20 protein-coding genes and 1 riboswitch are annotated in these 26,823 nt (G+C 33.8%); of the genes, 7 read left to right on the plus strand and 13 right to left on the minus strand.

Going from position 1 to position 26,823, the window contains the following annotated elements; all coding sequences use genetic code 11:
* Positions 1 to 242 precede the first annotated feature (242 nt).
* A complete protein-coding gene (gene deoR / locus AC1Q8L_RS03120) occupies positions 243 to 1,190 on the minus strand; it encodes a DNA-binding transcriptional repressor DeoR (RefSeq protein WP_000409787.1) in 948 nt (315 codons plus the stop codon).
* Between the two features lie 263 nt (positions 1,191 to 1,453).
* Positions 1,454 to 2,044 carry a TetR/AcrR family transcriptional regulator gene (locus tag AC1Q8L_RS03125; protein ID WP_000169649.1) on the minus strand — a complete coding sequence of 197 codons (591 nt, stop codon included), beginning with the start codon at positions 2,042 to 2,044 and terminating at the stop codon, positions 1,454 to 1,456.
* A gap of 640 nt (positions 2,045 to 2,684) precedes the next feature.
* On the opposite strand from AC1Q8L_RS03125, the gene AC1Q8L_RS03130 reads away from it, so the two are divergent.
* Entirely contained in the window at positions 2,685 to 3,338 is a 654-nt protein-coding gene (locus tag AC1Q8L_RS03130; protein WP_001009301.1) for a CPBP family intramembrane glutamic endopeptidase, read from the plus strand.
* A gap of 91 nt (positions 3,339 to 3,429) precedes the next feature.
* Complete coding sequence (locus AC1Q8L_RS03135; protein ID WP_000637518.1) at positions 3,430 to 3,741, plus strand: heavy metal-binding domain-containing protein; 312 nt, start codon at positions 3,430 to 3,432, stop codon at positions 3,739 to 3,741.
* 275 nt (positions 3,742 to 4,016) lie between these two features.
* Here AC1Q8L_RS03135 and AC1Q8L_RS03140 read toward each other — a convergent pair whose 3' ends face one another.
* The 4 genes from AC1Q8L_RS03140 to AC1Q8L_RS03155 all read right to left on the minus strand — a co-directional run bounded on the left by AC1Q8L_RS03140 (position 4,017) and on the right by AC1Q8L_RS03155 (position 8,422).
* Positions 4,017 to 4,640 (minus strand): GNAT family N-acetyltransferase, encoded by a 624-nt coding sequence (locus tag AC1Q8L_RS03140; RefSeq protein ID WP_016513017.1) that lies wholly within the window; start codon positions 4,638 to 4,640, stop codon positions 4,017 to 4,019.
* A 62-nt stretch (positions 4,641 to 4,702) separates the two neighbouring features.
* Positions 4,703 to 5,287, minus strand: a complete 585-nt coding sequence (locus tag AC1Q8L_RS03145; RefSeq protein ID WP_000710980.1) for a TetR/AcrR family transcriptional regulator — start codon at positions 5,285 to 5,287, stop codon at positions 4,703 to 4,705.
* 392 nt (positions 5,288 to 5,679) lie between these two features.
* Positions 5,680 to 7,050, minus strand: a complete 1,371-nt coding sequence (locus AC1Q8L_RS03150; RefSeq protein WP_001012289.1) for an alpha/beta hydrolase family protein — start codon at positions 7,048 to 7,050, stop codon at positions 5,680 to 5,682.
* A 142-nt stretch (positions 7,051 to 7,192) separates the two neighbouring features.
* On the minus strand, positions 7,193 to 8,422 hold the full coding sequence (locus AC1Q8L_RS03155; RefSeq protein ID WP_000141976.1) for an aminopeptidase: 1,230 nt from the start codon (positions 8,420 to 8,422) through the stop codon (positions 7,193 to 7,195).
* 1,213 nt (positions 8,423 to 9,635) lie between these two features.
* Between AC1Q8L_RS03155 and AC1Q8L_RS03160 the strand changes: the two genes are divergently transcribed.
* The gene (locus AC1Q8L_RS03160; protein ID WP_000378337.1) at positions 9,636 to 11,411 is read left to right on the plus strand and encodes a M60 family metallopeptidase; all 1,776 of its coding nucleotides are present in this window, start codon (positions 9,636 to 9,638) and stop codon (positions 11,409 to 11,411) included.
* A gap of 599 nt (positions 11,412 to 12,010) precedes the next feature.
* On the opposite strand, the gene nheC is transcribed toward AC1Q8L_RS03160, so the two are convergent.
* From nheC to AC1Q8L_RS03180, 4 genes are all read right to left on the minus strand, one after another.
* A complete protein-coding gene (gene nheC / locus AC1Q8L_RS03165) occupies positions 12,011 to 13,090 on the minus strand; it encodes a non-hemolytic enterotoxin NHE subunit C (RefSeq protein WP_001171985.1) in 1,080 nt (359 codons plus the stop codon).
* A gap of 107 nt (positions 13,091 to 13,197) precedes the next feature.
* Positions 13,198 to 14,406, minus strand: a complete 1,209-nt coding sequence (nheB, locus tag AC1Q8L_RS03170; RefSeq protein WP_000162968.1) for a non-hemolytic enterotoxin NHE subunit B — start codon at positions 14,404 to 14,406, stop codon at positions 13,198 to 13,200.
* A gap of 37 nt (positions 14,407 to 14,443) precedes the next feature.
* Positions 14,444 to 15,604 carry a non-hemolytic enterotoxin NHE subunit A gene (gene nheA / locus AC1Q8L_RS03175; protein WP_000751828.1) on the minus strand — a complete coding sequence of 387 codons (1,161 nt, stop codon included), beginning with the start codon at positions 15,602 to 15,604 and terminating at the stop codon, positions 14,444 to 14,446.
* 598 nt (positions 15,605 to 16,202) lie between these two features.
* On the minus strand, positions 16,203 to 18,029 hold the full coding sequence (locus AC1Q8L_RS03180) for an APC family permease (RefSeq protein WP_000254901.1): 1,827 nt from the start codon (positions 18,027 to 18,029) through the stop codon (positions 16,203 to 16,205).
* A 144-nt stretch (positions 18,030 to 18,173) separates the two neighbouring features.
* Positions 18,174 to 18,320: riboswitch (cyclic di-AMP (ydaO/yuaA leader) on the minus strand.
* A gap of 139 nt (positions 18,321 to 18,459) precedes the next feature.
* Here AC1Q8L_RS03180 and AC1Q8L_RS03185 point away from each other — a divergent pair.
* A complete protein-coding gene (locus AC1Q8L_RS03185; protein ID WP_000031873.1) occupies positions 18,460 to 18,588 on the plus strand; it encodes a hypothetical protein in 129 nt (42 codons plus the stop codon).
* A 64-nt stretch (positions 18,589 to 18,652) separates the two neighbouring features.
* On the opposite strand, the gene panE is transcribed toward AC1Q8L_RS03185, so the two are convergent.
* Complete coding sequence (panE, locus tag AC1Q8L_RS03190) at positions 18,653 to 19,597, minus strand: 2-dehydropantoate 2-reductase (protein WP_001221913.1); 945 nt, start codon at positions 19,595 to 19,597, stop codon at positions 18,653 to 18,655.
* A 175-nt stretch (positions 19,598 to 19,772) separates the two neighbouring features.
* Between panE and AC1Q8L_RS03195 the strand changes: the two genes are divergently transcribed.
* Entirely contained in the window at positions 19,773 to 21,248 is a 1,476-nt protein-coding gene (locus AC1Q8L_RS03195) for a hypothetical protein (protein WP_000387440.1), read from the plus strand.
* Between the two features lie 220 nt (positions 21,249 to 21,468).
* On the opposite strand, the gene trhO is transcribed toward AC1Q8L_RS03195, so the two are convergent.
* Complete coding sequence (gene trhO, locus AC1Q8L_RS03200) at positions 21,469 to 22,428, minus strand: oxygen-dependent tRNA uridine(34) hydroxylase TrhO (protein WP_000246225.1); 960 nt, start codon at positions 22,426 to 22,428, stop codon at positions 21,469 to 21,471.
* A 478-nt stretch (positions 22,429 to 22,906) separates the two neighbouring features.
* Between trhO and AC1Q8L_RS03205 the strand changes: the two genes are divergently transcribed.
* Both AC1Q8L_RS03205 and AC1Q8L_RS03210 read left to right on the plus strand, forming a co-directional pair.
* On the plus strand, positions 22,907 to 24,202 hold the full coding sequence (locus AC1Q8L_RS03205; protein WP_001030687.1) for an Nramp family divalent metal transporter: 1,296 nt from the start codon (positions 22,907 to 22,909) through the stop codon (positions 24,200 to 24,202).
* A 201-nt stretch (positions 24,203 to 24,403) separates the two neighbouring features.
* Positions 24,404 to 24,934: a GNAT family N-acetyltransferase gene (locus AC1Q8L_RS03210; RefSeq protein ID WP_000484222.1), complete on the plus strand. Its 531-nt coding sequence runs from the start codon at positions 24,404 to 24,406 to the stop codon at positions 24,932 to 24,934.
* Positions 24,935 to 24,985: 51 nt separating this feature from the next.
* Here AC1Q8L_RS03210 and AC1Q8L_RS03215 read toward each other — a convergent pair whose 3' ends face one another.
* Positions 24,986 to 26,614: a peptide ABC transporter substrate-binding protein gene (locus AC1Q8L_RS03215; protein ID WP_000823499.1), complete on the minus strand. Its 1,629-nt coding sequence runs from the start codon at positions 26,612 to 26,614 to the stop codon at positions 24,986 to 24,988.
* Between the last annotated feature and the right edge of the window lie 209 nt (positions 26,615 to 26,823).

Consider the following 26,823-nt stretch of genomic DNA (forward strand, 5'->3'; position numbering starts at 1 on the left):
ACACTTTTGAAATTTTGTTCATTCTTTTTTAAAAGGCATTTTCTTGTAGTAAATAAAGCGCATTCTAACAAAGAACACTTCATATATAATCAAATTTTCTATGTTAACAATGGTAGTATGTATCTCCATATCCATAATTATTTTTAAAAAGGCAATTTGTGTTCAAAAAAGACTCCTATCATTCATACATAACAAAATAAAAGGAGTTCTCAAAATTAACATTTTGAGAACTCCTTTTATTTCTAACCTTTTTGATAATGTAACAGTTCTTTTGCTGTATGCTGATCGATAATTAATACATTTGCATACCCGCCACGTAACGCACCATCAATTGCTTTTATTTTTCTATTACCACCTGCAACTAAAATAGAGCGTTTCTTTAATTTCAGTTCCTCTAACTCAATTCCAATTGTACGCTGATTAATCTCTTCGCTACTAATATTTCCGTCTCCATCAAAGAAACGTGAACAAATGTCACCGACTGATTGTTTTTTGAGTAAACTTGTTTCATCCTTATCGAAATAACCTAATCGGAATAACAGCGCTTCGTCTCGCACTGTTCCTACAGTGAAAACTGCAATATTCGCTTGTTTCCCCATTTCGATAATGTGATGAATATGTCGATCCTGCTCTACTAATTCTTTTGTCACTGCATTATCAAATATAACTGGAAGAGGTAGATTTCTTGGCGTCGTTTGAAAAGCATCTGCAAATAAAGCTATCGTCTCATTCGCATATGTATTTACACTCGAATGACTAATGCCACCTTTTAGCTGGACAACCTCTACCCCTTTTACATGTTGCGGTACGATTTTTCTAGCAATTTCATACATCGTCATTCCCCAGCTTACACCAACAATATCACCGTTTTTAACCGTCTTTTCCATATACTCAGCAGCATATTTACTTATATACTCTGTAATCGTTGCATATTCCGGTACTGGAGAAAACACAACATGTGCCTCTAACAAGTTGTACTTTTCTTTCAGTAAATTCCCAACGTTATCTAAATCCGCAAATGGATCGGCGATGCTAATTTGAACAAACCCTTTTTCTTTCGCGTACTTTAACAATCTAGAAATCGTCGGTCTTGAAATATTTAATTTGTTAGCAATTTCTTGCTGACTATAATCTGATTGATAATATAATCTTGCAACTTCAACGCTTAATTGTTGTTTATCTTTTTCCATAGTAACTCATTACAAATCCCTTCCTGTATTTCCCTTTCGTTACAAGCATTATACAGCTTTATGCAAAAAAATTCGACTACCGAATTTTATCTAACTGAACTTTTATTCCACTTATTATATACAATGAAACCGTTCAATAAGAAACATAAACCATCGTCTAAAAACTATTCAAACACCCCTCATAAACAGAAGATACTGTTTATGAGGGGTGTTTATTCAATTTAAGTCTATAAAAGTTAAATGAAAGCAATGCAAGTTCTCACTTATTTAGAATAGGAGAAAAGATGATGTTTTATTTGTTCAATAAAATAATGATGGTGTATATTATCGTTAGATACTCGACTTGCCATAATAGCCCCCTCCATTGAAGATGCAAGAAAGGAAGCGAGTGATATAATGTCTACATCTTCTTTAAATTCTTGTTTCTCTATTCCTTCTTTTATGAGAGAAGCCATTAACATTACTGTATCATCATAACCTTTTGCTGCTGCTTTTTGTAATTCTGGAAATACTCCAGTACTTTCAATGGCACTATTAAGTAATGGACAGCCTCCAGCAATAGGAGGATTATTAGCTGCATCTTGATATACAAGGAAAATTGCAAGGATTTTATCAATTGCTGTCTTTTTATTTTCCATTGCTTTATGAAAATGACTCCACATAATCTCACCACTTTTGTCGTAGGCAGCAAGGACAATTTCTTCTTTACTTTTGAATCTACGATAAATAGATCCTTTAGGTAGTTCAGTAGCTGTCATTATATCCTGGATGGATGTGCGAGTTATCCCATTAGTATTAAATAAATATAAAGATGTTTCAATAATTTTTTCTTTAACCTTATCAACTTTAGTCATGCTTTGTAATCCTCCTAATGAAAACGATCCTAATATTCTAGGTAATGTTTACCCTCTATTTTCTTAATTTTTTTGTAAGTATAAATAAGTTTGGAACAGAAATATCTTATCAATTCCTATCTTATGGAAACCTCAAACAATACAGTTTGAAAAGAAGTTAATCAAATTGTATTACCTATATAACTTAAGTGAATTTTCTGTCAAAATAACATGACCAATTGTTTAATTCAGTCATATTATACAACTAATTTTATCTAAAATCGTAGAGTTGTAAAAATATATAGTTAATTTTAACGTATAGACATATGATTATTATATATAATTTTTATTAATATGTTTAGCTAAATTGTTTGAACTACCCCCACTTTCACTTCATTCTATAAAAGATTAACCATTAATGATTACTGGAATTAAATTGTAACAAAGCAACTGAAATATAAATATATTTGCTTTTTTCCATTTTGATTTTGTTAATACTTTATAAAAAGGGTTTAAAAAACTAGAAACTTGTAGTATCATTAGATTTCGATTCGGACCGAACCGTCCGGTTTAGAATCTTATATAAATATATTTAGAAGGAGAGCGTTATGCAGAAAGAAAAATCAAAAATTATAGGTAATTTAATTATGGGGGCAATACAGTGAACTTTATAAAAATGAATAAAAAAGAAATCATTATGCTAATAATCTTTACACTGTTTGTACCATTTCAAATTGGCTTGTACATACTATTTGGCATATCACTTTTAGCTAATGTCAATTTAGTTGAATCAGAATTTGTTCTTAGTGCCATCGGTTTTACTGTACCTGCTATTGTAGGAATCATTTGCTTTAGGAAAGAAATTATTGAAAGTTTTACTTATTTTAAAGAGAAGACAATTTTGAAAATAGTAAGTATTCCTATGGTAGTTTTATTTACGTTAATTGTGGAACAGTGTGTTATGTATTTTCTAGCAACTGGTCAACCAGAGAACCAAGAGCAGCTCCTTGAAACTGGTGCAGAGGTACCTCTTGTATTTACATTGCTTGTATTTGGTATTCTGGGTCCAATACTTGAAGAAATTGTGTTTCGCCACATATTAATAAATCGTTTTTCTTACCATATTGGTACTGCTATTGCATCTATCATTTCGATTATGATTTTTACACTTCTTCATACGAACCAACTTTCGGATATTGCTATTTATTTACCTGGATCGTTGATACTTACTGCGGCTTATCTTATTTCTAAAAGATCCATTGCATATGTTATAGCGATACACATGTTAAACAATTGCCTTGGTTTCATTCTGTAAGAAACTAGACTTGTTTCTAGTGCCAAAAATACTTTTTCTATGGCATAAGAAAGCTAATCAAAAATTATAATATATTAGGAGAGTGTCAGTCATGATTGTAACAACAACTTCTGGAATTCAAGGTAAAGAGATTATTGAGTATATTGATATTGTAAATGGTGAAGCTATTATGGGTGCAAATATTGTCCGCGATGTATTCGCTTCCGTTCGTGATGTTGTCGGTGGCCGTGTTGGTGCTTATGAAAGTAAGCTAAAAGACGCTCGTGATATTGCAATGGGCGAAATGAAAGAACTTGCAAAAGAAAAAGGTGCGAACGCTATCGTTGGTATTGACGTAGATTACGAAGTTGTTCGTGATGGAATGTTAATGGTTGCTGTCAGTGGTACAGCTGTACGTATATAAGTAAATAAAAAAACGGTTCCCCTTCGAATTTATACTTTGAGGGGGAATCCTGGTTCTGTTGCAGATTTTAAAGAATAAAGAGATGTTGATAAATCATTGTACGTCGAAAAACACAGTTTGAGTGTAAACTGTGTTTTTTTATATAGAGGCCCCATCACTATCAAGCTAAAAATCTTGTGTTAACTTGTGCAAAAAGTCCATTTTTTCGATTTGGGGTAATTTTGAATCCTTAAGTTTATGGGCATGTGGCGTTACCCTAATACTGTACAACTTTTTTATAAACGGTTGTAAGGTTCTACGTTTTTGACCATTCTGTACAACGATAACTTTGGTTTATTGATTTCACCTGTAATCTGGTAGCCTATCCTCTGATACAATTTAATTGCAAGTTGGTTCTCTTTCTTTACTGTCAGAGAGCATTTGGAAAAGCCTTGCAGCGAAGCTTGTTCCTCGGCAAACTCAAGTAGTCTGGTACCTATCCCTAGTCCTCGACTTTCGGGCAGTAAGGCAATTGTTCCGATGTGAAACTCGTCATCTTCTCCCTCCTTCAAGGTAAACATGGAATAAAGCATTTTGATATTCAGAATGTTATAAACAACAAACCCCAGCTTTCGGAACGAAAGCAGTTGTTTCAAAGTGGGCCAGGCAAGACGATTTAAGACGGGTATGGGATAGCAAGTAATCATCCCTAAAGTTTTCCCGTCCATTTGAGCTTCATAGGCGTATTGATGACTAAAACGGTTGTTCCCCTGCCGCCATAGCCTACAAAATATCCCTTCGACTGTGTTCTTCTCCTCAGATCCTGCAAGCGGAAACGCCATGTATTCCAATGCCATTACATTTAGCTGGGCGCCGACCATGGACTGATGAACAGCCTTTACAATAGAGATTTGATTCATTTTCTATTGCTCCTTTTCACTTTCTATATTATTGATATTAATTATCATAGATTTAAATCAGTTCACTCTCCTCTCAACTCATCCTTAGCTTTGAAACCATAATAAAATGTATTTAAAACAAGCTCTGCGGCAGATTTTTTAGCCACATTTCCTTCATGTACCTGTTCCCAGGTATGGAAAAGCAGAGCATAAAGCGTATTTAAAATCCATTCGCTACTAACCGTTTGCTGAAAGTAACCTCTTTGTTGTAACAGTTCAATAACGCGTCGTAAGGGTTCCCTCAGCTTCTCTTCTGCTTCACCTAATTCTTTGTTGTTAAATACAGATGCATCATGACCTAGAAAATAGATTTTGTCACCTAAAGGGATTAACGCTTCAATGAGTTCCGGGATATAGTTTTCACTTCTTTCCTCATCCAGTGGAATCTGGTTTACAGTATCACTTACCAGTTGGATAGCCCGATGGCCCAAGAACAGCATCAATTTCTCCCTGCTTTCGACGTAGCGATGGAGTGTAGCAATTCCAATTCCCGCATATTCCGCAATTTCATTCATCGAAGCAGTAGGATTTTCAACAAGCAATATAGTAGCCGAATCAAGAATTGCATTAAATCTCGCTTCCTTCAACGCTGACAAGTCTTTCTTCATCGTCAATCTCTCCTTTTTCTGTATAAAGTCGTCATTTTTGATAGATGAATATATCATTTGATATTATAATAAACAATTTAAAATAAAGTGTCCAGCTGCTGAATGTAGCTTTTCAAAAAGAATTATATTACTGAAACTGATAGTACTTTGAATGTTTCATTTTTAGCATTTCATTATTTAGATAACGATGAAGAAATTAAATTCTTTAATGTAATAAATACAAAAGCCAAAGGAAATGGTACGAATCGCTTTCTTAGTAGAGAAAATGATTACCTTATCTGGATTTTTCATGGCGAATTAATAATTACAGTAATTTTTCTACTTTTATTAAATCCGTTTGCACTTCATTTAATTACTGAATATTTTATAATGAAGTTACTTTCTGCATAAAGTTATCGGTTTTCCTTAAAATTCACTTCCGGGTATTTGGTCATCAGCCTTTTAAGGGTGGAGCCGTCATCCTTCTGTTTTACATACTGGTCAAAAAATGCCAGACTGAATTCGTTGATAATACGATGAACTTCCTTTGGATTTTCACCTGGGCTCTGCAACACAGGGGAGAACAAATGTAAATCAGTGAAGCTTGTATGATCCGTATGAGGAATGAGCATTGACATACCACCACCAGCTAACCCACGTCCGTATCGCTCCCTCACTTCATAGGGATCTGCTTCATCAGGCTCTTCTGCACTCATGAGCAGAAACGGTTTTCCAATTCCACTTTCAGGAAAAAATTCTCCATACAATGTACCATCCATATTGATAGCTGCTTTGACACGAGAATCTTTTGCAAGTATTTGTGTTGCGGTAGCTCCACCGTAAGAGTGGCCAAACATTCCAATTCGCGATGTATCCAGTCTTCCTGTAAAGAAGCCGGTCTCATCATTTTGGTTAAGTTTTTCTATCTGATTAAGGACAAAGCTGACATCTTCCTCCCATAATTTTATGTGACTATCCCCTTCATCAGTTAAATTGATGGGCTGTACGTAAGCAGTTCGACCATCTGGAAAGACGGTAGCTGCAGCATCAAAGGTATGATCGATACTTAGAACAATGTACCCTTGACTAGCCAACTCCTCAACTTGAAACGTGTTTTGATTACGAAAACCATTAAAACCATGAGAGAAAAGTAATATGGGATAGTGATTCTCTGAGTCTGAGAGTTGTAAATCCATAAACGAATGAGACTTTACCAATTCCATGTGGCTGAATGCAAATGCAGGAATGGACAATGTTTTTTCCAATCCCTTGGAGAGCTCATTTATGTTACGAATATAAGGTTCTGGATCCCCCTTGCTTTTTTCAGCTGCAGGATACCAAATTTGCACCATCAGTTCGCGCCGATCGGTTGGATTTTTCGAATATGGTTCATTTCTCTGATGATCAATCCAATGATATACCTTCGTACCGACCCTATGTGGGCCAGTTGGTTCTTCAAATGAAAATACTGGCATAAGTAAGGGTAGCGCAACTGCTACAGACAAATAGATACATAGCAACGAAGCCTTAACTATGAATATACCCCAACTTCTAAAGCCCTTTTTCCGCACCGTTAATAAATAGCATAAAATTAAGATAACTGGGGATACATATGCCGGAATCATCTGCCATCTAAAACCTTCTGCCAATAGCTGAACTGTAACCATTACAACGGCAACCAAAGTAGCTAATTTAGACCACTTTTTCGTTTCTCTTCCTACTAACAGTATCCAACTTAATAGACTAAAATTCAAAACTATCAAAACAACTTCCCAGAAATTCATTGGCATATCTCCTTTGCATGCATTTTACTTCTAATTAAAGAGGTAGTTTTCAGTTTGAGCAAAAGCAGATGAAACACCTATATAGTTGCACCGATTATGCTAATCGTTTCATCCACTCTACTCCTTTATTCAAATTAAAAACTTAAAATGCCCAGCTACCTTTACGGAAAATTGGTTCTACAGTTCCATCTGATAGAATACCGTCGATGTCCATCTCTCTGCTACCAATCATAAAGTCCTCATGTGTTACTGAAATATTTGCACCTAACGTTTCAAGCTGATCGTTTTCTAAATCTCTTCCACCCTCTAAGCAAGTTGGATAAGCTTTACCAATCGCTAAATGATTCGATGCATTTTCATCAAACAATGTATTAAAATATAAAATTCCCGATGCTGAAATTGGTGATTCATGTGGTACAAGTGCTACTTCACCTAAATAGCAAGAGCCTTCATCCACATTAATAAGCTCCTGTAATAAATCATGTCCTACCTGTGCTTCAGCTTTAACAATTTTTCCTTCTTCAAATGTAAGTTTAAAGCCGTCAATAATATTTCCTTGATAAATTAATGGTTTTGTATTACTTACATAGCCATTTACCCCTTGTTTCATCGGTAACGTATACACCTCTTCTGTCGGCATATTAGCCATAAAGATAGTATCATCAGGAGTTTTACCACCTCCAGTAATCCATTTATGCTGTGGTGCTAATGCAATTGTTAAATCAGTTCCTGGCGCTGTATAGTGAAGCTTCATATATTTTTTATTGTTCAGTAGGACCGCACGAGATTCTAAATTCTCTACATGTTCACGCCATTTTTCAATAGCATTGCCTTCACCAATACGAACAGCTTTAAAAATAGCCTCCCATAATGCTGGTACTTGATCCTCAGCTGCTAAATCCGGGAACACCTTCGATGCCCACTTTGGTGAAGGAACTGCTACCATCGACCAAGCTATTGAATCCTTCATTACGGCGTTGCGATTGTTTCTCAGAGCAGCTCCTGCTACCTTTTGATAGGTAACTAGACGATCAGATGAAATACCTGTAAATTTATCAGGATCTGTAGCATCTATCATTAATAGTGCTCCTTTACGTTCGATTAGCTCATCATTCATTTTAACTATCCACTCTGGGAAGCGATTAAATTCTTCATCTGAGGCATGATCAAAGTACGCACGTTCCATTTCTTCATCCGAAAAATTAACATGAACACGCCCTGCCCCAGCCTTATAAGCCTCTTTGACAACTATACGGGCGAAATCCAATGTATCTACTGATGTATTGACTAATAAGTATTGCCCTGGTTGAATATTGACACCGATTTTCACCGTAAGTTCTGCATATGCTTGTAATTTTTCTTCAAAAGTCATATTATTTACCTCGCTTTTATCAAATTGGTTTTGAATTCCCCTCACTAACCTGCTTTCATACCATACTTTCTGAACAGGTTTTCTCAGAATTTCTCTTTCCTATTTTTTACATTTTTCATCAAGACATGATAACAACTAATGGATTTTTTCTACTACTCATATATTTACTTTCTAAACTTTGATTCAAATAATATTGGTTTTTTTTCAAAAAATCTAATCGAAGGTATCAAACACTACAACAAATTATAGAGTTCTTTATTGTGAAAGCTCACTCATTTCTTCCCAATCTTTTCAATGTTGCTGCACCTAAAGGCTTTCCATCAATGTGGCGTTTAACATTCTCAATCACTCCTTTCTCTTTATAAAGTTATTTTTGATAGATAAACATATCATTTGATATAAGATTAAATCATTTCAAACGAATTATCAAGTCGTAAAATTTAATTTTTAAAAAATTGGGTAAAAAAAACTATATGAACATGGATTCTATCAAAGGGAGCGATAACGAAAAGATTTTTACGCACACATGGATACGAAATTACTGCTCAAAAATACCCCCTACATTTATCTGCAAGAGGGCTATCTTTTTATTCATTTTGCCAATAAACAAACATGTTTCCACTTTACCAATCTTTTTTCATGTTTATATTATCCTATCTAGATGAAGATATCTCCTAGAGGTAACACCACATGCCCATCAAGTTAAGAGTTTAATTGTTGCCACAAAACGAGAAAACTGAACCGGATTTTTATGAGTAATTATGAAGAGATAGAATTTTAGTTTTGGGGATATTTCAAAAGTTTAGCTTGATGGGTATGTGAATCTCCTCTCTATAACAAATATTTTTTAGTAAATGTTAAAAATTTTGCGAGAGTGTAAATTTTTAACATTTTAATTTTTCTCAATTGTATAACTTTATTTTTGAATTATACTTAATTCGTAATCCCAAAATTAGGAAAGGAGCTTTGAGATAGGACATTTATCTTAAATGTTTACTTGGAGGAGTGATTAAAAAAATCAATGAAGGTAATGTGTTTCTAAATTAATCAGGAAGAGAACTTGAAATGTTACTATGCTTTTTTTACTCATCTAAAAATATCATCAAAATTTTTTAATAAGTGCAAATTTAAAAAATCCACTTTCGGCATTAATGAAAAAGCTGATATTTCGTATATAAGTAATTAATGAATTTGAACGAAAGGACTGATCTATATGGACAGCAGAAAGAATTGTAGATTACAAAAAACTATAAAGGTGTTTGCAACATCCGCTATTTTAGCAACCACGTTATTTGCACCTATTATGTCAAACAATTTAGATGTGCATGCAGAAACTGCACAAACTGCAACTCAATTTGAACAAAGAGAGTTTGACCTTCCAGGTACAGGAAGTTTTTGGGATGAAGCAAAAAGAGAAAAAAGAAGTGAGCAAAAAAATTATATGCCAACAGGCATATATGTGAAACCTAATGAACAGGTTACAATTACAGTATCAGGAACGCAAAAGATTAGAGCCATTATTGGGACACATCAATATGATAAAGAATGGGGAAAAGAAATTGATCTTTCTCCAGGCTCTAATACTATCTCTTCACCAAACGGCGGCGTATTAGGGTTAGATAATTTTCAAAGCACAGGAACAGTTAAGGTGCAAGTAACGCAAGGCGGTAGTCCTATTCCTTTCTTTGTATTAGGGAAACACACAAAAGCTGACTGGATTGCCATGATGAACAACTATCCAAATGCACATGCAGTACAATTGAAATCAGAACGAGCCGTACTAACTGTAACTCGTGATAGTGCCAATAAATATATTGTAAATCAAGATCCTGTGCCCCTATTAAATAAATATGATGATATGATTCGAGCGCAAGACAAGTTAGCAGGGCTATCTGAAACGGATCCTAATCCTTTACATCGTTCAACTCGTCGTATTTGGGCCTTTGTAGAAAATCCTAACGCACAAAGTTGGGGCATGTATGCAAGTTGGGATGGAGCCGTCTTTACGACTGCTGGTGAAGCTATCAAAAGTACTTTAAATGTAAATGAGTTTGGATGGGGACAAATGCATGAAGCGGGACATGCACGACAACAATATCCATGGACGTGGAATGATTTAAGAGGTATGGGTGAAGTAACGAATAATCTATATTCATTAGCTGCATTCAAGAAAATATACCCAAATATACCAACACGTTTAGATACAGAGGGAGATTATAATAGAGCTTTTGCGTATTTAAACCAAACAAATAAAGAATATAAAAATATTGACGACCTGTTTGTAAAACTTGTTATGCTTTGGCAACTTCATTTGGCATATGGGGATGATTTTTATCCAAATCTCCACAAATTATATCGTGAGATACCTGAAGATCAACTTCCCAAAACAGACGAGGATAAAATACAGGCATTTATTTACAATACATCGAAAATAGCAAAACAAAATGTACTGCCATTCTTTGATAAATGGGGATTGAAAGCAACACAAGAAACGAGACAAAAAGTAGAAGCTTTAAACACCCCAACATTAATTGCACCTATATGGGAAGCGACGGATGCTAAACCTGTTAAACCACTTGCTGTATTGTCAAAAAAAATAATGAAGGCAAGTGCAAATAGTGAGGAATCAACGGGCTCAGCTAGTAAGGCGATAGATGGAAAAACAGATACATTTTGGCATAGTACTTGGACACCAAATCAATATCCTTACAATTTGACACTAGAACTTGGTGATACACGTACCATTTCACAATTGGCATATCTTCCAAGGCAAGATTGGTCAGAAAATGGCCGTATTTTAACTTACAATATTTATACGAGTGTAGATGGCATTACGTATGACAAAATATCATCAGGAACATGGGAAAATAATAGTGATAAGAAAACGGCAACATTTACCCCAGTTACTGCAAAGTATGTAAAAGTGGAAGTAACGAAAGGACAGAATGGATTTGCTTCAGCAGCTGAAGTAGATATTTTAGGGTATTAATTATTTTCACTTGTAAATGAGTATATGATCACAGGGTGGATTTTGAAATATTTTGAGGATCTGCCCTGTGATATTTTTTGCGTATTTCATGTTCTGTTTTCACTTTATAATTTCTGATAGGAAATTAAGTGAATAAGTTTCAGTTAATACTAATAAAGTAAAAGTCTATAATGATTCTTCAAAAATTTCTTCCTCAAAAAATCTTTTTTGTTTCAACATTTTTCTGACTACTTAGTTTTTCAAACACTGCTTATGCTTCTTGACCATAATCTCTAAATGTACCTCCAGCAACAGAATCAATTTCTAAATATTTTTCCTTTGAAATCAGATTAGGAGTTAAGGAACCCTTATTCTCATCTCCTACTAAAGACATGTACATAAATATAAGTAGAAATATAACTAATAATCCTAATGTTATTTTCCCTATTTATTGTCTCCTGTTCTAAAAAAACAGTTTCTGTCTATCATACCAACAATAGGGAATGTCCTTTTAGAATTTATAAAAAATATAAAAATACATGACAAACTTATATATAATTGCAAGTTCAACTCTCACAAAAAACAGGATAAAAAAATAAACAGCAGAACTAGTCCACTGTTTACTTTGCCACACCTTCATGTAATTTTTCTGTATAATCCTTTACATCTTTCCAGCTATCTTTCGCTGTATGTAAATCTTCTTTTATAAACGTAAACTCTTCTGGAGAAATTCCTTTTACGTTTTGTAGTAAATTATTATATTTTGCACCTACTGTATACCATTGATTTGATATGTTTTGTAGTGCTGTAATTGCTGCATCAATTGTTTCTGTCATGTTTGTTGTTTTATTTTTTACATCAGTCAAAATTAAGACTTCTGCTTGCGCTCCTGAAATTCTATCTTTTAAATTAGCGATTTCTCTTTCTGCATTTGCGATATCTTTTTTCGCAACCGCAATCATTGGCCCGCCAGCAAGACATGTTATTAATGCTATGCAAAGTACGCCACCAGCAATGACCATATCATTACTCTTTTTAATTGAATCGTTATATGTATTTATTTGTTGCTCTAAAGCTGGAATACCAGCATTCGTACTTGCCAATATCGCTGTTAACTGATTTGTATCCTCTTTGAAACTATTTGTATCTTTCGCCATTCTATCGCGAAAAGCTTTCAAATTCCCTAATAATACATCTACCTCATTTTGATTCTTTACAATATCCGCATACAACTTTTCTAAATCCGCTTTTAATTTTCCGCTATCCTTTTGATCAATCGCTATTAACATGTCATTATAATACGATTGAAAAGTATTATTGTAATTTATAATATTTTGATCCGTTTTCATAATTTGAGGCTTCATATTATTTAACCAATATGCTGCATTAACTTTTGCATCTCTTTGATGCTGAATCATATTCCCTTTAAATTCACTATTAATCGAACTTATTTTACTTAAATCCGTCTCTTGTTGATTTTGAATTAATTTTGCATATGAATCCATTGCAAATATACTTGATGTCGTTTGTGCCATTACATCTTGGAATCCAGCTGGTCCAAGAGAATAGTTTTTCACATTTTCTTGTAGCACCTTTACATTTTGTTCTGCTGCAAAAGGATGTAAAGGAAATGCGTTACTTGTTGCCACCCCAGCAATCATTACCGCTAAAAGACATTTTTTATAAAATCGTTTCTGCATATTTTTCACCTATTCTCTTTATAAGGATATCAAAAGCTCCTGCTCACAACTGAACAGGAGCTTCAAATCATTCATCAACACTTAACGCTCTAACGATTCGTATTCGATTATGCTTTTTTCGTATCTACTACTTTAATATCTTCAGCATAAATCTTTTCTGCATAGTCTTTAATGTTTTTCCAGCTATCTTTCGCAATGTTTAAATCTTCTTTAATGAAAACTAGGTCGTTTGGACTAATAGAATCTACATTTTGAAGTAAAGAATTGTATTTTGATCCCATTGTGTACCATTGGTTTGAAATATTTTGTAACGCTGTAATTGCAGTATCAATTGTATTTGTTAAATACTCTGTTTGTGTTTTAATGTTCGTTAATCCTGCTACTTCTAATTGCGCAGTTGTAACTTGTCCTGTTATCTTTTGAATTTCTGCTTGTGCATTATCAAGCTCTTTCTTCGCTAATACGATTCCAGCTGTACCACCGCCTACAGCTGCTGCACCACCTGCAATTAATGCTACTCCTAGCGGTGTTCCTGCGCCCGTAGCAATAACTACTGCACCACCGATAATTGCAATTGGTCCTAGAGCTGTCGCAACAGATGAACCGATAATAATTGCATTATATTTACTAATTGCTTCATTGTACGTTGTAATTTGATTTTGCAGAAGCGGAATCCCTGCATCTTGACTAGCTAATATAGATGTAATTTGATTTGCATCACCCTTGAAGTTTTGCGTATCCGAAGTCATTTTATTTCGGAATTTCTTTAAGTCTTCTACTAACTGATCCACTTGTGCTTTATTTTCATTAATACTACTTGATAATCTAGTTAAGCCTTTCGTAAGAGTCGCTTTATCCTTTGCATCAACTGCAGCAACTAAAGTATCATAATAGTTTTGGAATTTCGTATTGTAGTTAATGATATTTTGATTTGTTGAAATAAGCTGTGGTTTTAATACATCTAACCATTGCTTCGCATTTCCTCTAGCTGTATCTTGGTGCTGAATTACTTTCCCTTTTAAAGCCGCATCAACAGACGATACATTTCCAAAGTTAACATTACCTTGTTTAATAATTGTTAAAGCGTACAGATCCATTACTAAAGCATTTGAACCTGTTCTTTCCATTGCATCTTTCAAGCCTTCTGGTCCTAATGAGTATTCTTCATAGTCATTATAAGCTTTTGCTACCGCATGAACTGGAGCTTGTTTCACTGTACTTTCAGCTGCATACGTATGAGCCGGCATAATATTTCCTGCTGCAAATACTGCCATAAGTGCTGATAGAGCCATTACTTTATAAGGTTTTTTTGTCATTTTTCTTCTCTCCCTATATCGCTAATTATTTTTCTGTTTAATGTACTTCAACGTTTGTAACGTAATCTTCAAATTGATTTGTTTGCTTATTCATTTCATCACTTACTTTTTTAATTTGATTGAAATGTTTTTGAAGTAAACTACTGTCTGTATACGTGCCTTCTTCAACATTTGTTTGAATTTGAATCATATTATTATTTAAAACTTTCCAATCCGTTAATAACGTTTCTAAAGTTGTAATTTGACGATCAATTAATTCTGTAAAGCTATTTACTTGATCTTCAACGAATGTAATTTGAGTCGCCTCTGCTTCAGTTTGTGATAACTTTTGAATAAGTGGTAATAACTCTTTTTGCTTTTGTTGAATGCGAAGAGCTGCTTCTCTCGTTTGACTATCTGCAGCATTTACAATTTCATTACTTAAAGTACCGATAGAAACAAAATCGATTGTTTTCGTTTGTGCAGTTTGATTTGTGATTGTAAATACTTGTTTACCGATATTAATAGAACCTTTAATGATTTCTTGAGGTCTATTCAAAATAGTAGTTAGTTCAGCTTGAATTTCCCCTTGAATTCTTTTAATATCTTCTCTTAATTTCACAATATCTCCACTTGATCCTTGCAGTGTTTTTATTGCTTCATCGGCTTTAATTGATAAGTTGTTACTATCTTTGTCTAATACTGTTTTAAATCGATTTAACTCTAATAAATCTTGCTCCATACTCTCTTGGATGCTTTGTACTTGCAATTGTAATTTTCCATATGCACTCATAAAATCTGCTTTTGCTTGCTGATCTTCATTTACGTTTCCTGCTAGTTCATAGAGCTTACTATAATAGCTATTAAATCTAGTGCTGTATCTCATCATTTCTTGATTTAAGTCAATTAGCTTCGGATTATATTCATCAATCCATTCTCTTACATTCGCCTTTGCAAACTTTTGATGATTCGTTAAGCTACTCATCGCATTTACCTTAATGTCTGGCTGTTGCAAGATAATTAATCCGTATGCTTGAATAAGCGGTGATTGTGATCCTAACATTCTAATTGAATTGGATAATGTATTTGGAGCAATTACATTTTGCGCATATACTGTTTTCACTTCTGTTTGCCCCTCCTTAGCGTAAGCGCTTACAGGAATGAAGCAACTCGTAGATACTGCTGTAACCAATAACCCTGTAATTAAAGTCTTTTTCACTTTAACTCCTCCTATGTATTAGCAACTATTACTATCGCATTTTATTATTCTATTTTCTTGCCCATAATTTGAGATGATTAAAATAGAGAACGTTCTCACCGTGATCCATGTATGAACCACCTCTCTCGTATTGCTACAGTACTTACTTATCGTCACAAAACATTTTATTATTTTTCATATGTGTTTAGTATGAATAACATTGTATAAATTTTCTATTTCATCGAAATTCTCACATTCACATAGTGAATATATTACTTAAAAATATTATTCATTTTAAACTAAACAACATGCGTAAATATGAAATTTCGTTTTGTTTTCATATATGTTTTGTACTGTAAGGTCATTTAAACACAGCTGTTTATATAACGTAAAGAAGTATTTTCATTCCCTTTATTTTCAAGCTTTCATGTCCTTATTTCAAAATATAATCCGATTCACTTTATCGATTGAAATATCTATATATCACAACAGAAAACACTACTTGCAAATAACCGATAAAATTATATTAATATAATTTTTAAATCCATATGCAATTATGCATAGCATATACACAAAAAGGATAGCTTCATTTTCACGAAGCTATCCTTCAAAAATCTTCTTATTTTTTCAAATGATATGGAACTGTCGTAATAACAACATTTCTTTTATAAAGTAAATACGCACGTATGAGTAAACTGGATTGATTATGAAGAATGTTATGCCAACCTTTTTTCGGAATGAACTGTGGTATAACGACCGTAACGCGGTAATTCGATTCACTTGCCTTATATTGCACTGTATCAATGAACTTCGTTAGCGGCTGAATAATACTTCTATAATGAGAATGTAATGTAACAAGCCTTACTTCAGGTTGCCACACCTTCCATTTCTCTTCAAATTTCTTTTCCTCTTCTCTGTCAAAAGCAACATATACAGCGATAACTTGATCTGCCGAAAGAGATTTCGCATAGTTCAATGAATTTTCTACTACATGCGTCATACCTGCTACAGGAACGACAATTACATTCCCCTCAATTGGAATAAGAGGTTCACAAGTTTTTAAACTTAATTGATCACCCACTGCATCATAATGCTTCTTAATTCGATGAAACAAGAAGATAATAGCAGGTAAGAAAATAAGAATCGACCAAACTTGTGCAAATTTAGTTAAAAAGAACATGCTCATTACGATAAAACTAATAACTGCACCAATTAAATTAACCGTTAATTTTAAAACCCATCCTTCAGGTTTTTCGCGAAGCCACTTTAATACCATCCCTGTTTGAGAAAGTGTAAATGGAATAAATACCCCTACTGCATATAACGGAATTAAATGTTCTGTTTGTCCTTGGAAAGCTACAATTAAAATAATCGAAGCAACTCCAAGTATTATAATACCGTTTGAGTAACCTAGACGGTCTCCTCTAATCGTAAACATTCTCGGTATGAATTTATCTTTTGCGAGGTTAACCGCTAATAAAGGAAATGCAGAATAGCCTGTATTAGCTGCGAGAATTAATATTAAAGCTGTTGTACCTTGTATGAAATAGTACATGAAATTACGTCCAAATGTTTGTTCAGCAATTTGAGAAACAACTGTTACTTCTTTACTCGGCGTCACTCCGTAATAATAAGCTAAAAATACAATTCCTGAAAATAACACAGCAAGTAATGCACCCATTGCAAGCAATGTTTTTGCAGCATTGTTTGGCGCAGGATCTTTAAAGTTCGGAATTGCGTTTGAAATTGCTTCAACACCTGTTAAAGCAGAACTACCTGATGCAAATGCTCTTAACAGTAAAAACAAACTAATACCCGCAACCGGCGTTCCGATCGGCGTGTGTAAAGTTGGTGAAACGTGACCAGTCAAAATATTATATATGCCTACACCAATTAATATAAATAGGGCTAAAACAAATAAATAAACAGGATATGCTAAAACAGAAGCTGATTCCGTTACTCCTCTTAAATTTAAGATCGTAATAAATATAACAAATATAATCGCAATGATTACATTATGTGCATGTAAACTAGGAAAAGCAGATGTTAGCGCATCTGTACCTGCAGATACACTTACCGCAACAGTTAAAATATAGTCGACTAATAAAGATCCTCCAGCAATTAAGCCTGGATTCATCCCTAAATTTTCTTTTGATACAACATACGCTCCCCCGCCATGCGGATAAGCAAAAATAATTTGACGATAAGATAAAATAAGGGCTGTCAATAATACTAATACCCCAACAGCGATCGGAATGGAATACCAATAAGCGATCGCTCCCACACCTGCTAAAGCAATTAAAATTTGTTCTGGACCGTAAGCAACTGATGACAATGCGTCAGAAGATAAAATAGCTAAAGCTTTCGTTTTATTAAGCTTTTGTTCTCCAAGCTCTGTTGATTTTAACGGTCTTCCAATTAAAAATCTTTTAATAGATGAAACCAATGCTGTCCACTCTCCAATAATTTTGTACGAACTTTTCTGCTTGTTACAGCCAGTAAACTATTTCTTCAGAAAACAAAAAATGTCTACAAGCCATAGCGAAATAGACTTGTAGACATTATTTTTTTTGTCGCACAAGCTCCACCTTCCTTCTCAATATAACGCTTACGAGGTTAGCTGTCGGATTCGGGCCTATGAGTAGCCCTACCTTTTTCAAGGATTCACCCCATCGGATTATGTACTAATCCGTAAAAACGGGTCCCCCGTACCATGCGGTTTCAGCGATTTAGAAAATTGAAACTGTGGATTATAATACTCCTTTATTTTCAAAAAGTAAACAAAAATTTTTAATAAGAAAAAAATTAAAATGATTGCGCATAATCCGCTGAGAAATATACATAATGAATATTAAAAATCCGCAAAGGAGACCCATATGTCTAAAGAAAAGAAGCCTATTTTTTCCGATTCATATTTAGATGCAGTAGCAAATGAAATTAATCAGTTATATGGTAAACGTGAACAGGAAATAAATTTGACAGATAGAACGAAAAGAAATAAATAATTTGTCATACAAAAAAATAAAAAAGATAGCAATACACTTATATATTGCTATCTTTTTTATTTTTTCATACATCTAATTCTATTACAGATTTGTTAAAGGTCATCTCTTCATACACCTTTAAATTTTGATATATAGATTCTAATAATGGTGCCGCTATAGAAAATTTCTCTGCTACATCCAGTAAATATCCTTGCAAGTGCTTCCCTTCAATAAACGAACCCTTTTCCATATCACGTTGCATTGATGACTTCATATCATACGAAATTTTATCAATCGTTTTCATATGTTCCTGGGCAATATTAGCCTTTACTGGAGCTCCTAATACTCTCATGATTTGTACAGATTCCTCAAACACATTACGGATAAAATCACGGCCGCCTTCACTTTCACGGATTGGTCCAATTGGTGCACGCATTAACGTTGTCACACCTGACATTACAGTAATAAATAAATATTTATGCCACATATCTTGCGTAATATTTTCACTTAAAACAAAACTAGATTTCGTACCTGAAAATGCTTTAGAAATATGCTTTACTCTCTCTGAATTTTGAGACTTAATTTCTCCAAACACAAGTCTGTTGGCAGCGCTAGTTTGTACAATTTCTCCTTGATTGTTTAACGTCGTCTCGATAAAGCATAAACCGCCAATTACTTTTTCTTCGCCGAATTCTTTTTGTAATAGCGATAAATGAGCGATACCATTTAACAATGGAATGATTACAGTATTTTCGCCAACAAACGGCTTCAAATCTTGAATTGCCTCGTTTAAGTGATACGCTTTTGTTGAAAATAAAATGACATCAAATGGAGAAGTTCGCTCTTCTTTCGTTATTAATTTCGGTCGGAAGGAAAAATCCCCGTTAACACTTCGGATTACAAGTCCTCTTTCCTCTAATTGTTTTTTCCGTTTACTACGAACAAGAAACGTGACATCTTCTCCCTTCTCGACTAATCTGCCACCAAAAAATCCTCCGACTCCACCAGCGCCTAATACTAAAATCCGCATACAGCATCCCCCTTTTCAAAATACAATTTTATAACTTTTAGTATACATAACATTATACATGTTCCCTGATAAATAAGCTGAATTTTCACTCTCAATTGAGTATAAAAGAGTGGTTATTTTCAAATAAATTTGGGCATGTTGTTTCTATAGCATATATGGAAAGGACACAATGTAGATGGAGGCAATACAATCAATTGAGGAAAAAGGTGTAGCAACAGCTATATTCCAATTTATATTCCCGTTTTCGTTTAAAGCTGGATATGAACAAAATATGTTCCCTTTCTTACAAAAAAACGATTTTCGTCCTTTTCGGCTCGATCATCTCGATGATGAAAATACATATTATGGGGAGTTTAAAGTTTCACATCAAAATATGGAAGCATACTATCTTTCATTTACAAATAAAATTCTCTTTCCTCATTCAGAGCATCAAAAGGGCTTGCAACGTTATTCAAAGGACCTTAACTTAACTGGACATTTAACAACAAACCTTATTTCAATTCCATTCAAGATACACTCTATTGATGTAACACTTTGTCCTTATGAACTTGGCTTCTTAACAATTCGAACAGAAGTAAACACTGCTCCAAACATGACTTTATCTGAAGCAATCGAATTCGCTGCTCGCTTCCGTGTACTTGAAACTAAAAATGATACAAATGAGACTATTTGTATTGAATGTAACGGAAAGAAGTATTCCCAAGTTGAAAAATTCATTTTTGGTTATTTATTTCATGGTGTAACTGATTTCTTTGAAAAGAAGAGATTAAGAAGTTCATACTTTCAAACCTTCCCTTTCTTTGAAGACCAAAGAATGTACGTTCAAACTTTATTGTCACTAAAAGAAGGTATGGAACTTAATGAAGTAGATGTTTATCGTACTTCTAGTCTTTCCGGATTAACAAGTGATGGTAAGCCCTATGTGAGTGCAAATAACCTTCCTTACATTCATGACTATTTAAAAAAACACGCTTACCAGAGATGGGCTCCAAATCGTTATTTCATAATGGAAGAACATATTTTTACATGTGTAACAAATGAAGGAGAACGCGAAATCTCTAAACTTGCTAGTCAAATGTTCGGAGAATTTTATTACGCTTTATTATTAAACCTATTTCATAAAATTGTTTTATTAAAAATGGCAAACGCCTATGCTGAGCTAAACATTGAACAAGATACTAATGAAATAGAGAAATTAATTTATTCGATCAATTCGTTCACTGCTAATTATTTTTCTTTAGAATTAGTATCCCAATCACAAAGTGAAGATATTTTCTTTCGCTTAAGAAAACTTTTTAATATTGAGGTTCTATACTCGAATGCGAAACAAAATCTTGATAGTTTGTTTAAATATCAAGAAAATGTCGCCTCTAAAAAAGATAGCCTTTTATTATTAATTTTAACGCTCTACTCTGTAGTGGGCCAAATGTTAGGGTTTACTATGATCGACCTTTTAAGAAACACCGATTCAAACAAAATATCGTCACCTCTTGAATTTTTCGCTCTATTAATTGCGATTAGCGGCATTGTCATTTCACTTATTTTAGGAGCCCAAAGTTTATACCAATGGGGTCTACAGCATAAACAAAGAAAAGCTTGGGTAAAACAAACGGTACTGTCTGCTGTAAAAGAAAAAGAGGATAAAAACTAAAGAAGGTTATTTTCAAATTCTTGGTGTGCTGCAGTAAATGAAATTTTTATTAGCGATTTTCCGATTATATCGGCGCAACTCGAAATATATCAGTGATTTTTAAGATATATCAGCGATTTTTTAAATATATCGACTTACCGACAAATGACAGGACTGGATAATAAAAAAGGGTACTCCAAAATAAAACTTGGAGTACCTTTTTTTATTAAACGAATTCAGCTTACTTCCCTGCTTCGATTTTCTCTAATGCAGTAGCTACTTGCTCTTCCGTTAATTCATGTTGTATTACGTAGCGGTTACGTGGACTTACACGACATTCATGAGAACATGCACGTAAATATTTCGCTTCGTTTTCTTCAGAACATAAAATTTTCTTATTACATTCTGGATTTGAACAGTTTACATAGCGCTCACATGGTTCACCTGTAAAGTGATCTTTACCAACGATAACATGTTCTTTTTGGTTTACTGGAACAGCGATACGTTCATCAAACACGTAACATTGCCCATCCCAAAGCTCACCTTGTACTTCTGGATCTTTTCCGTACGTTACAATTCCGCCGTGAAGCTGACTTACATCTTCATAACCTTCACGAACTAACCAACCAGAGAATTTCTCACAACGAATTCCACCTGTACAGTATGTTAAAATCTTTTTACCTTCAAGTGTTTCTTTGTTTTCTCTAATCCAATCTGGTAATTCACGGAATGATTCGATATCAGGTTTAATCGCGCCTTTGAAGTGTCCTAAATCAAACTCATAATCATTTCGTGCATCAATGATAACTGTATCTTCTTGTTTCATTGCCTCATAAAAATCTTTTGGCTCTAAATACTTCCCAGTTATTTCGTGTGGGTTAATGTCATCTTCTAGACGAAGTGTAACTAATTCTGGACGAGGACGTACGTGCATTTTCTTGAATGCATGCCCTTCTTCTTCATCTATTTTAAATACGATACCATCAAAACGTGGATCATTATTCATTGCTTCCATGTATTTCTCTGTTTGCTCTACAGTTCCAGAACAAGTTCCGTTAATACCTTCTTTTGCTACAAGAATTCTTCCTTTTAATTCAAGTGAATTACAAAATGCTAAATGCTCTGCAGCAAATTCTTCTGGGTTTTCAATTGTTGTGTACATGTAATATAGTAATACTCTGTATGGTTTTGTAGTTGCCAATGTATTTCTACCACCTATCTAATTTTTAAAATCATGTATAAGTTAACGTTCATATCAAAACATATATAATAAGAAAATGAATCCCATTTTCTTTTCTTTATACTATTTTCTATCAGTTAACAAAAATAAAAAACAAGATTACACATCATAACACTATGGTTATGTTGTAATCCCAATATATTATATATCATACAATTGCAATTCCATCAATTAATATGCTGTATTATCAGCTTTATGTTCACATAAATTTCAAAAACAGCCCTTTAATTCACTATGTTTCCCCATGTCATCACACCATAAACTCCCAATTCATTTTACATTATCACACCATCCATTGCATAAAGGCATATAATTTGCATTAAGGAAACTTTCGTGTTCAAATGAAATTATCACATAACATATTTAAATGTATTGAAATAATGAGTAAGAATAAATACAATAATTTCATCAAGTTAACATTTTAAAGGGGAAAACTACTATGAATAAAGATATAACAAAAGATAAACATCTCCCTTCTGAAAGTACAACTGTACAATCAGCTCACTTAGCTTTAAGTGGAGAAACAAAAGGCTGGAAAAGACTGTTACCATTTTTAGGACCCGCTTTTATCGCGTCCGTTGCTTATATTGATCCTGGCAACTTTGCTACAAATATCGCAGCTGGTTCACAATATGGATATTTACTATTATGGGTTATACTCGCTTCTAACTTAATGGCTGTATTAATCCAAACTTTATCGGCTAAATTAGGAATTGCTACAGGAAACAATTTACCCGAAATAGCTCGTGAAAACTTTCCAAAGCCTGTGTCTATCGGCTTATGGATACAAGGTGAACTAGTTATTATGGCTACAGATTTAGCGGAATTTATTGGAGCTGCATTGGGGCTTTACTTACTATTTGGAATCCCGATGCTACCTGCCGCTTTAATTACAGCAGCCGGATCATTTATTATCCTTGAATTTCAACGTAGAGGATTTCGTCCACTAGAAGCTATTATTACAGGAATGATTTTCATTGTAGTAATCGCTTTTGGGATTCAAGTTTTTTATGCAAAACCAGAATTAAGTCCCCTTCTTTCAGGACTATTTATTCCAAAATTCCAAGGTGTAGACAGTATATTACTTGCAGCAGGGATTTTAGGTGCGACAGTTATGCCGCATGCAATATACTTGCATTCTGCATTAACACAACGCCGCGTGGTCGGAACAACTGACGAACAAAAGAAAAAGATTTTTCGTTTCGAATTTATCGATATTATTATTGCAATGGTTATCGCTGGAGCAATTAATGCGAGTATGTTAATTGTTGCAGCTGCACTATTTTTTAAAAATGGTATGCATGTTGAAGATTTAGATGTTGCTTACACTCAATTTACCAACTTAGTAGGTCCTATATCAGCTGCTTTGTTTGGAATTGGTTTGTTATCAGCCGGTTTATCAAGCTCTTCTGTCGGTACAATGTCAGGCGATATTATTATGCAAGGATTCATTCGCATGCATATTCCGTTATATTTACGCCGATTTATTACAATGATTCCACCACTAGTTATTATCGCTTTAGGTGTAAATCCAACTTACGCTCTAGTTATGAGTCAAGTCGTCTTATCATTCGGTATTGCATTTGCACTTGTACCACTTATTATGTTTACAAGTAATAAAAAGATTATGGGTGCACTCGTTAACCACCGTATAACAACATTTATCGCATGGATAATTGCTGCTCTCGTTATCGTTTTAAATATCTTCTTACTGTATCAAACATTTGTAGGGTAATGAAAAAAGGGTATTCCAATTTTTATTTGGAATACCCTTTTTCAATTCATTATTTGTATTAATCCTATAAACTCTTTTTAAGATAAATTATATAATCTATTTCCAGACAATAATTCCCTTACGTCTTGAATAATCTTTATTTTCAGATTAAATTATATAATAACAAATACATTCTATTTTCATGTGAAAAGGAGCGAAAATATGTTTCCTTTATTAAAAACTGAAAGACTTATTTTAAGAGAACTTACCGAAGAAGATGCACCGCGTATACTACAATGCTTTTCTAATACTAATGTACTGCGCTATTATGGCCAAAAACCGTTACAAGATGTTGATCAAGTGAAACAAATCATTCATAACTTTAAGTTGAGTTACAATGCAAGAAACGGTATAAAATGGGGAATCGAATTAAAAGACAAGAAAGAACTCATCGGTACCATTGGTTTTCACGATTGGTCTTCTGAGCATAAACGAGCCAATATAAGTTATGCCTTTTTGCCTGAACACTGGGGAAAAGGCTATGCGACTGAAGCTGTTTCTGAGGTTATATCATACGGTTTCCATACGATTCATTTAAAGCGGATCGGGGCAATTGTATTTCTTGAAAATAAAGCTTCCAATAAAGTATTATTAAAATTAGGTTTTGAAAAAGAAGGCGTTCTAAAAAATTATATGTATCAAAATGATATCCCATATGATACGAATTTTTACGCTTTATTAAAATCGATTTAATAGAATTCATGTGTAAAAAACCTTACTTTTAAAAAGTAAGGTTTTTTGTATTTATTCATTAGCAATATAAGCATTCTTATAAGTATAAATACCACCAAATTGATGCTTTTCAATTCCTTTTACATAATCCTTTTGTACATATGCTGAGCCAATATGATAAAGCGGCGCCACCGCAGCATCTTCTAATAATACCTGCTCGGCTTCTCGCAACGCTTCCCATCGTTTTTCCGTATCTAGTACAAAATCCGTTTTCGCTTTCTTTATTAATTCATCGTAACGAACATTAGAATAATTCATTTTATTATTCGGATTCCCTGTCGTAAATAACTCTAAATAACTAATTGGGTCTTTATAGTCAGGTCCCCAATTTGCCATAGTTATATCGTAATCACCTATTTGTTCTAACTGTAATTTTTGCTTAAATGGCTGTTGTTTAATTTGTATCGTTAACCCTTGCAAATTCTTCTCTAAATCACCTTTTATATATTCTGCCATACGTATTGCATTATCTTGTTCGAACGTTAAGAACTCTAGGTTTACTTGTTCTACCCCAAGCTCTTTTTTCGCTTCTTCCCAAAGTTTTTTCGCATTTTGCAAATCATATGAGGAAATATCTCCATTTTCTTTTCTAAAATCTTTACCAGTCACTTCATTTACATGACCAACTGGTACAAGTCCACTTGCAGGTTTTGCTCCGTTATTAATAAAGTGAGCAACGAAATCATCTTTATTTAACGCTAATGAAATAGATTGACGTACCTTTTTATTTGCTAACGCGTTATTTTTTTCATTAAAACGAAGCATAGCAATTCCAGGATCACTCGACATATGTAATTCCTTATTCCCTTTATACTTGTCTACAACTTGCGAATTAATAGGTACTCGATCCAAATCTCCGGCTTCATATAAATTTACAGCTGTCATTGTATCCTTTAGGATATGAAAGTTTATTTCATCTAATTTCACTTTCTTTCGATCCCAATATGTAGTATTTTTCTTTAATTGAAACTCTTGTTCATGCTTCCATTTTTCTAATACAAATGGACCGTTATATATGAGATTACTAGGTTCCAATGCATAATTGTTTCCTTGTTCTTTCAAAAATGATTCATGCTGTGGTAAGTATATAGGTAGCGCTAACAACTGTAAAAAATACGGAACTGGCTGTTCGAGTTCAACTTCTAACGTATAATTATTTATCGCTTTAACCCCAAGTGCATCAAGAGGCATTGTTCCCTTATTGATCTCTTTCGCATTTTTTACATAAAAGAGCATGGACGCATATTGAGAGGCTGTTTCAGGGTTAATTGCACGTTTCCAAGCAAATATAAAATCATTTGCTGTTACATTATCCCCATTTGACCATTTTGCATCTTTACGCAAGTCAAATGTATATTTCTTACCATCTTCACTTCTTTTAAACGATTTTGCTATGGCTGGAGTAGGCTGATCTTGATCGTTTAATACATATAACCCTTCAAATATATTCTGCATAATGTGTGCTGATGTACCATCTGTTGTTTTCACAGTGTCCAGAGAAGGAATTTCTTCTGATACTGTTACATTTAACACTTGTTTTTTAACCTCTATGTCACTTTTATCCGCTTTATTATTACAAGCTGTTAATAATAAAGATGTAACAAGTGCCATTACCATTAAATGGCTCTTTTTTCGCTTCATGAGTTGTTCTCCTTAAATATAAAATATTATAAAGCGTAATATATTATAGCAGAAATACTAACAGAAAGATGCGACATTCTTTTGAATATTTATTCGTTCAAGAAAAAAACTATCCTTTTAAAAGGATATGGATTACCTTGGAATCTTTTCGATTTTTAACGAAAAAAACATATAAACTAATAGGAGCTCAACTTTTCATCAATAAAATC

It is taken from the genome of Bacillus sp. GW823-FHT06A11, assembly GCF_058795355.1.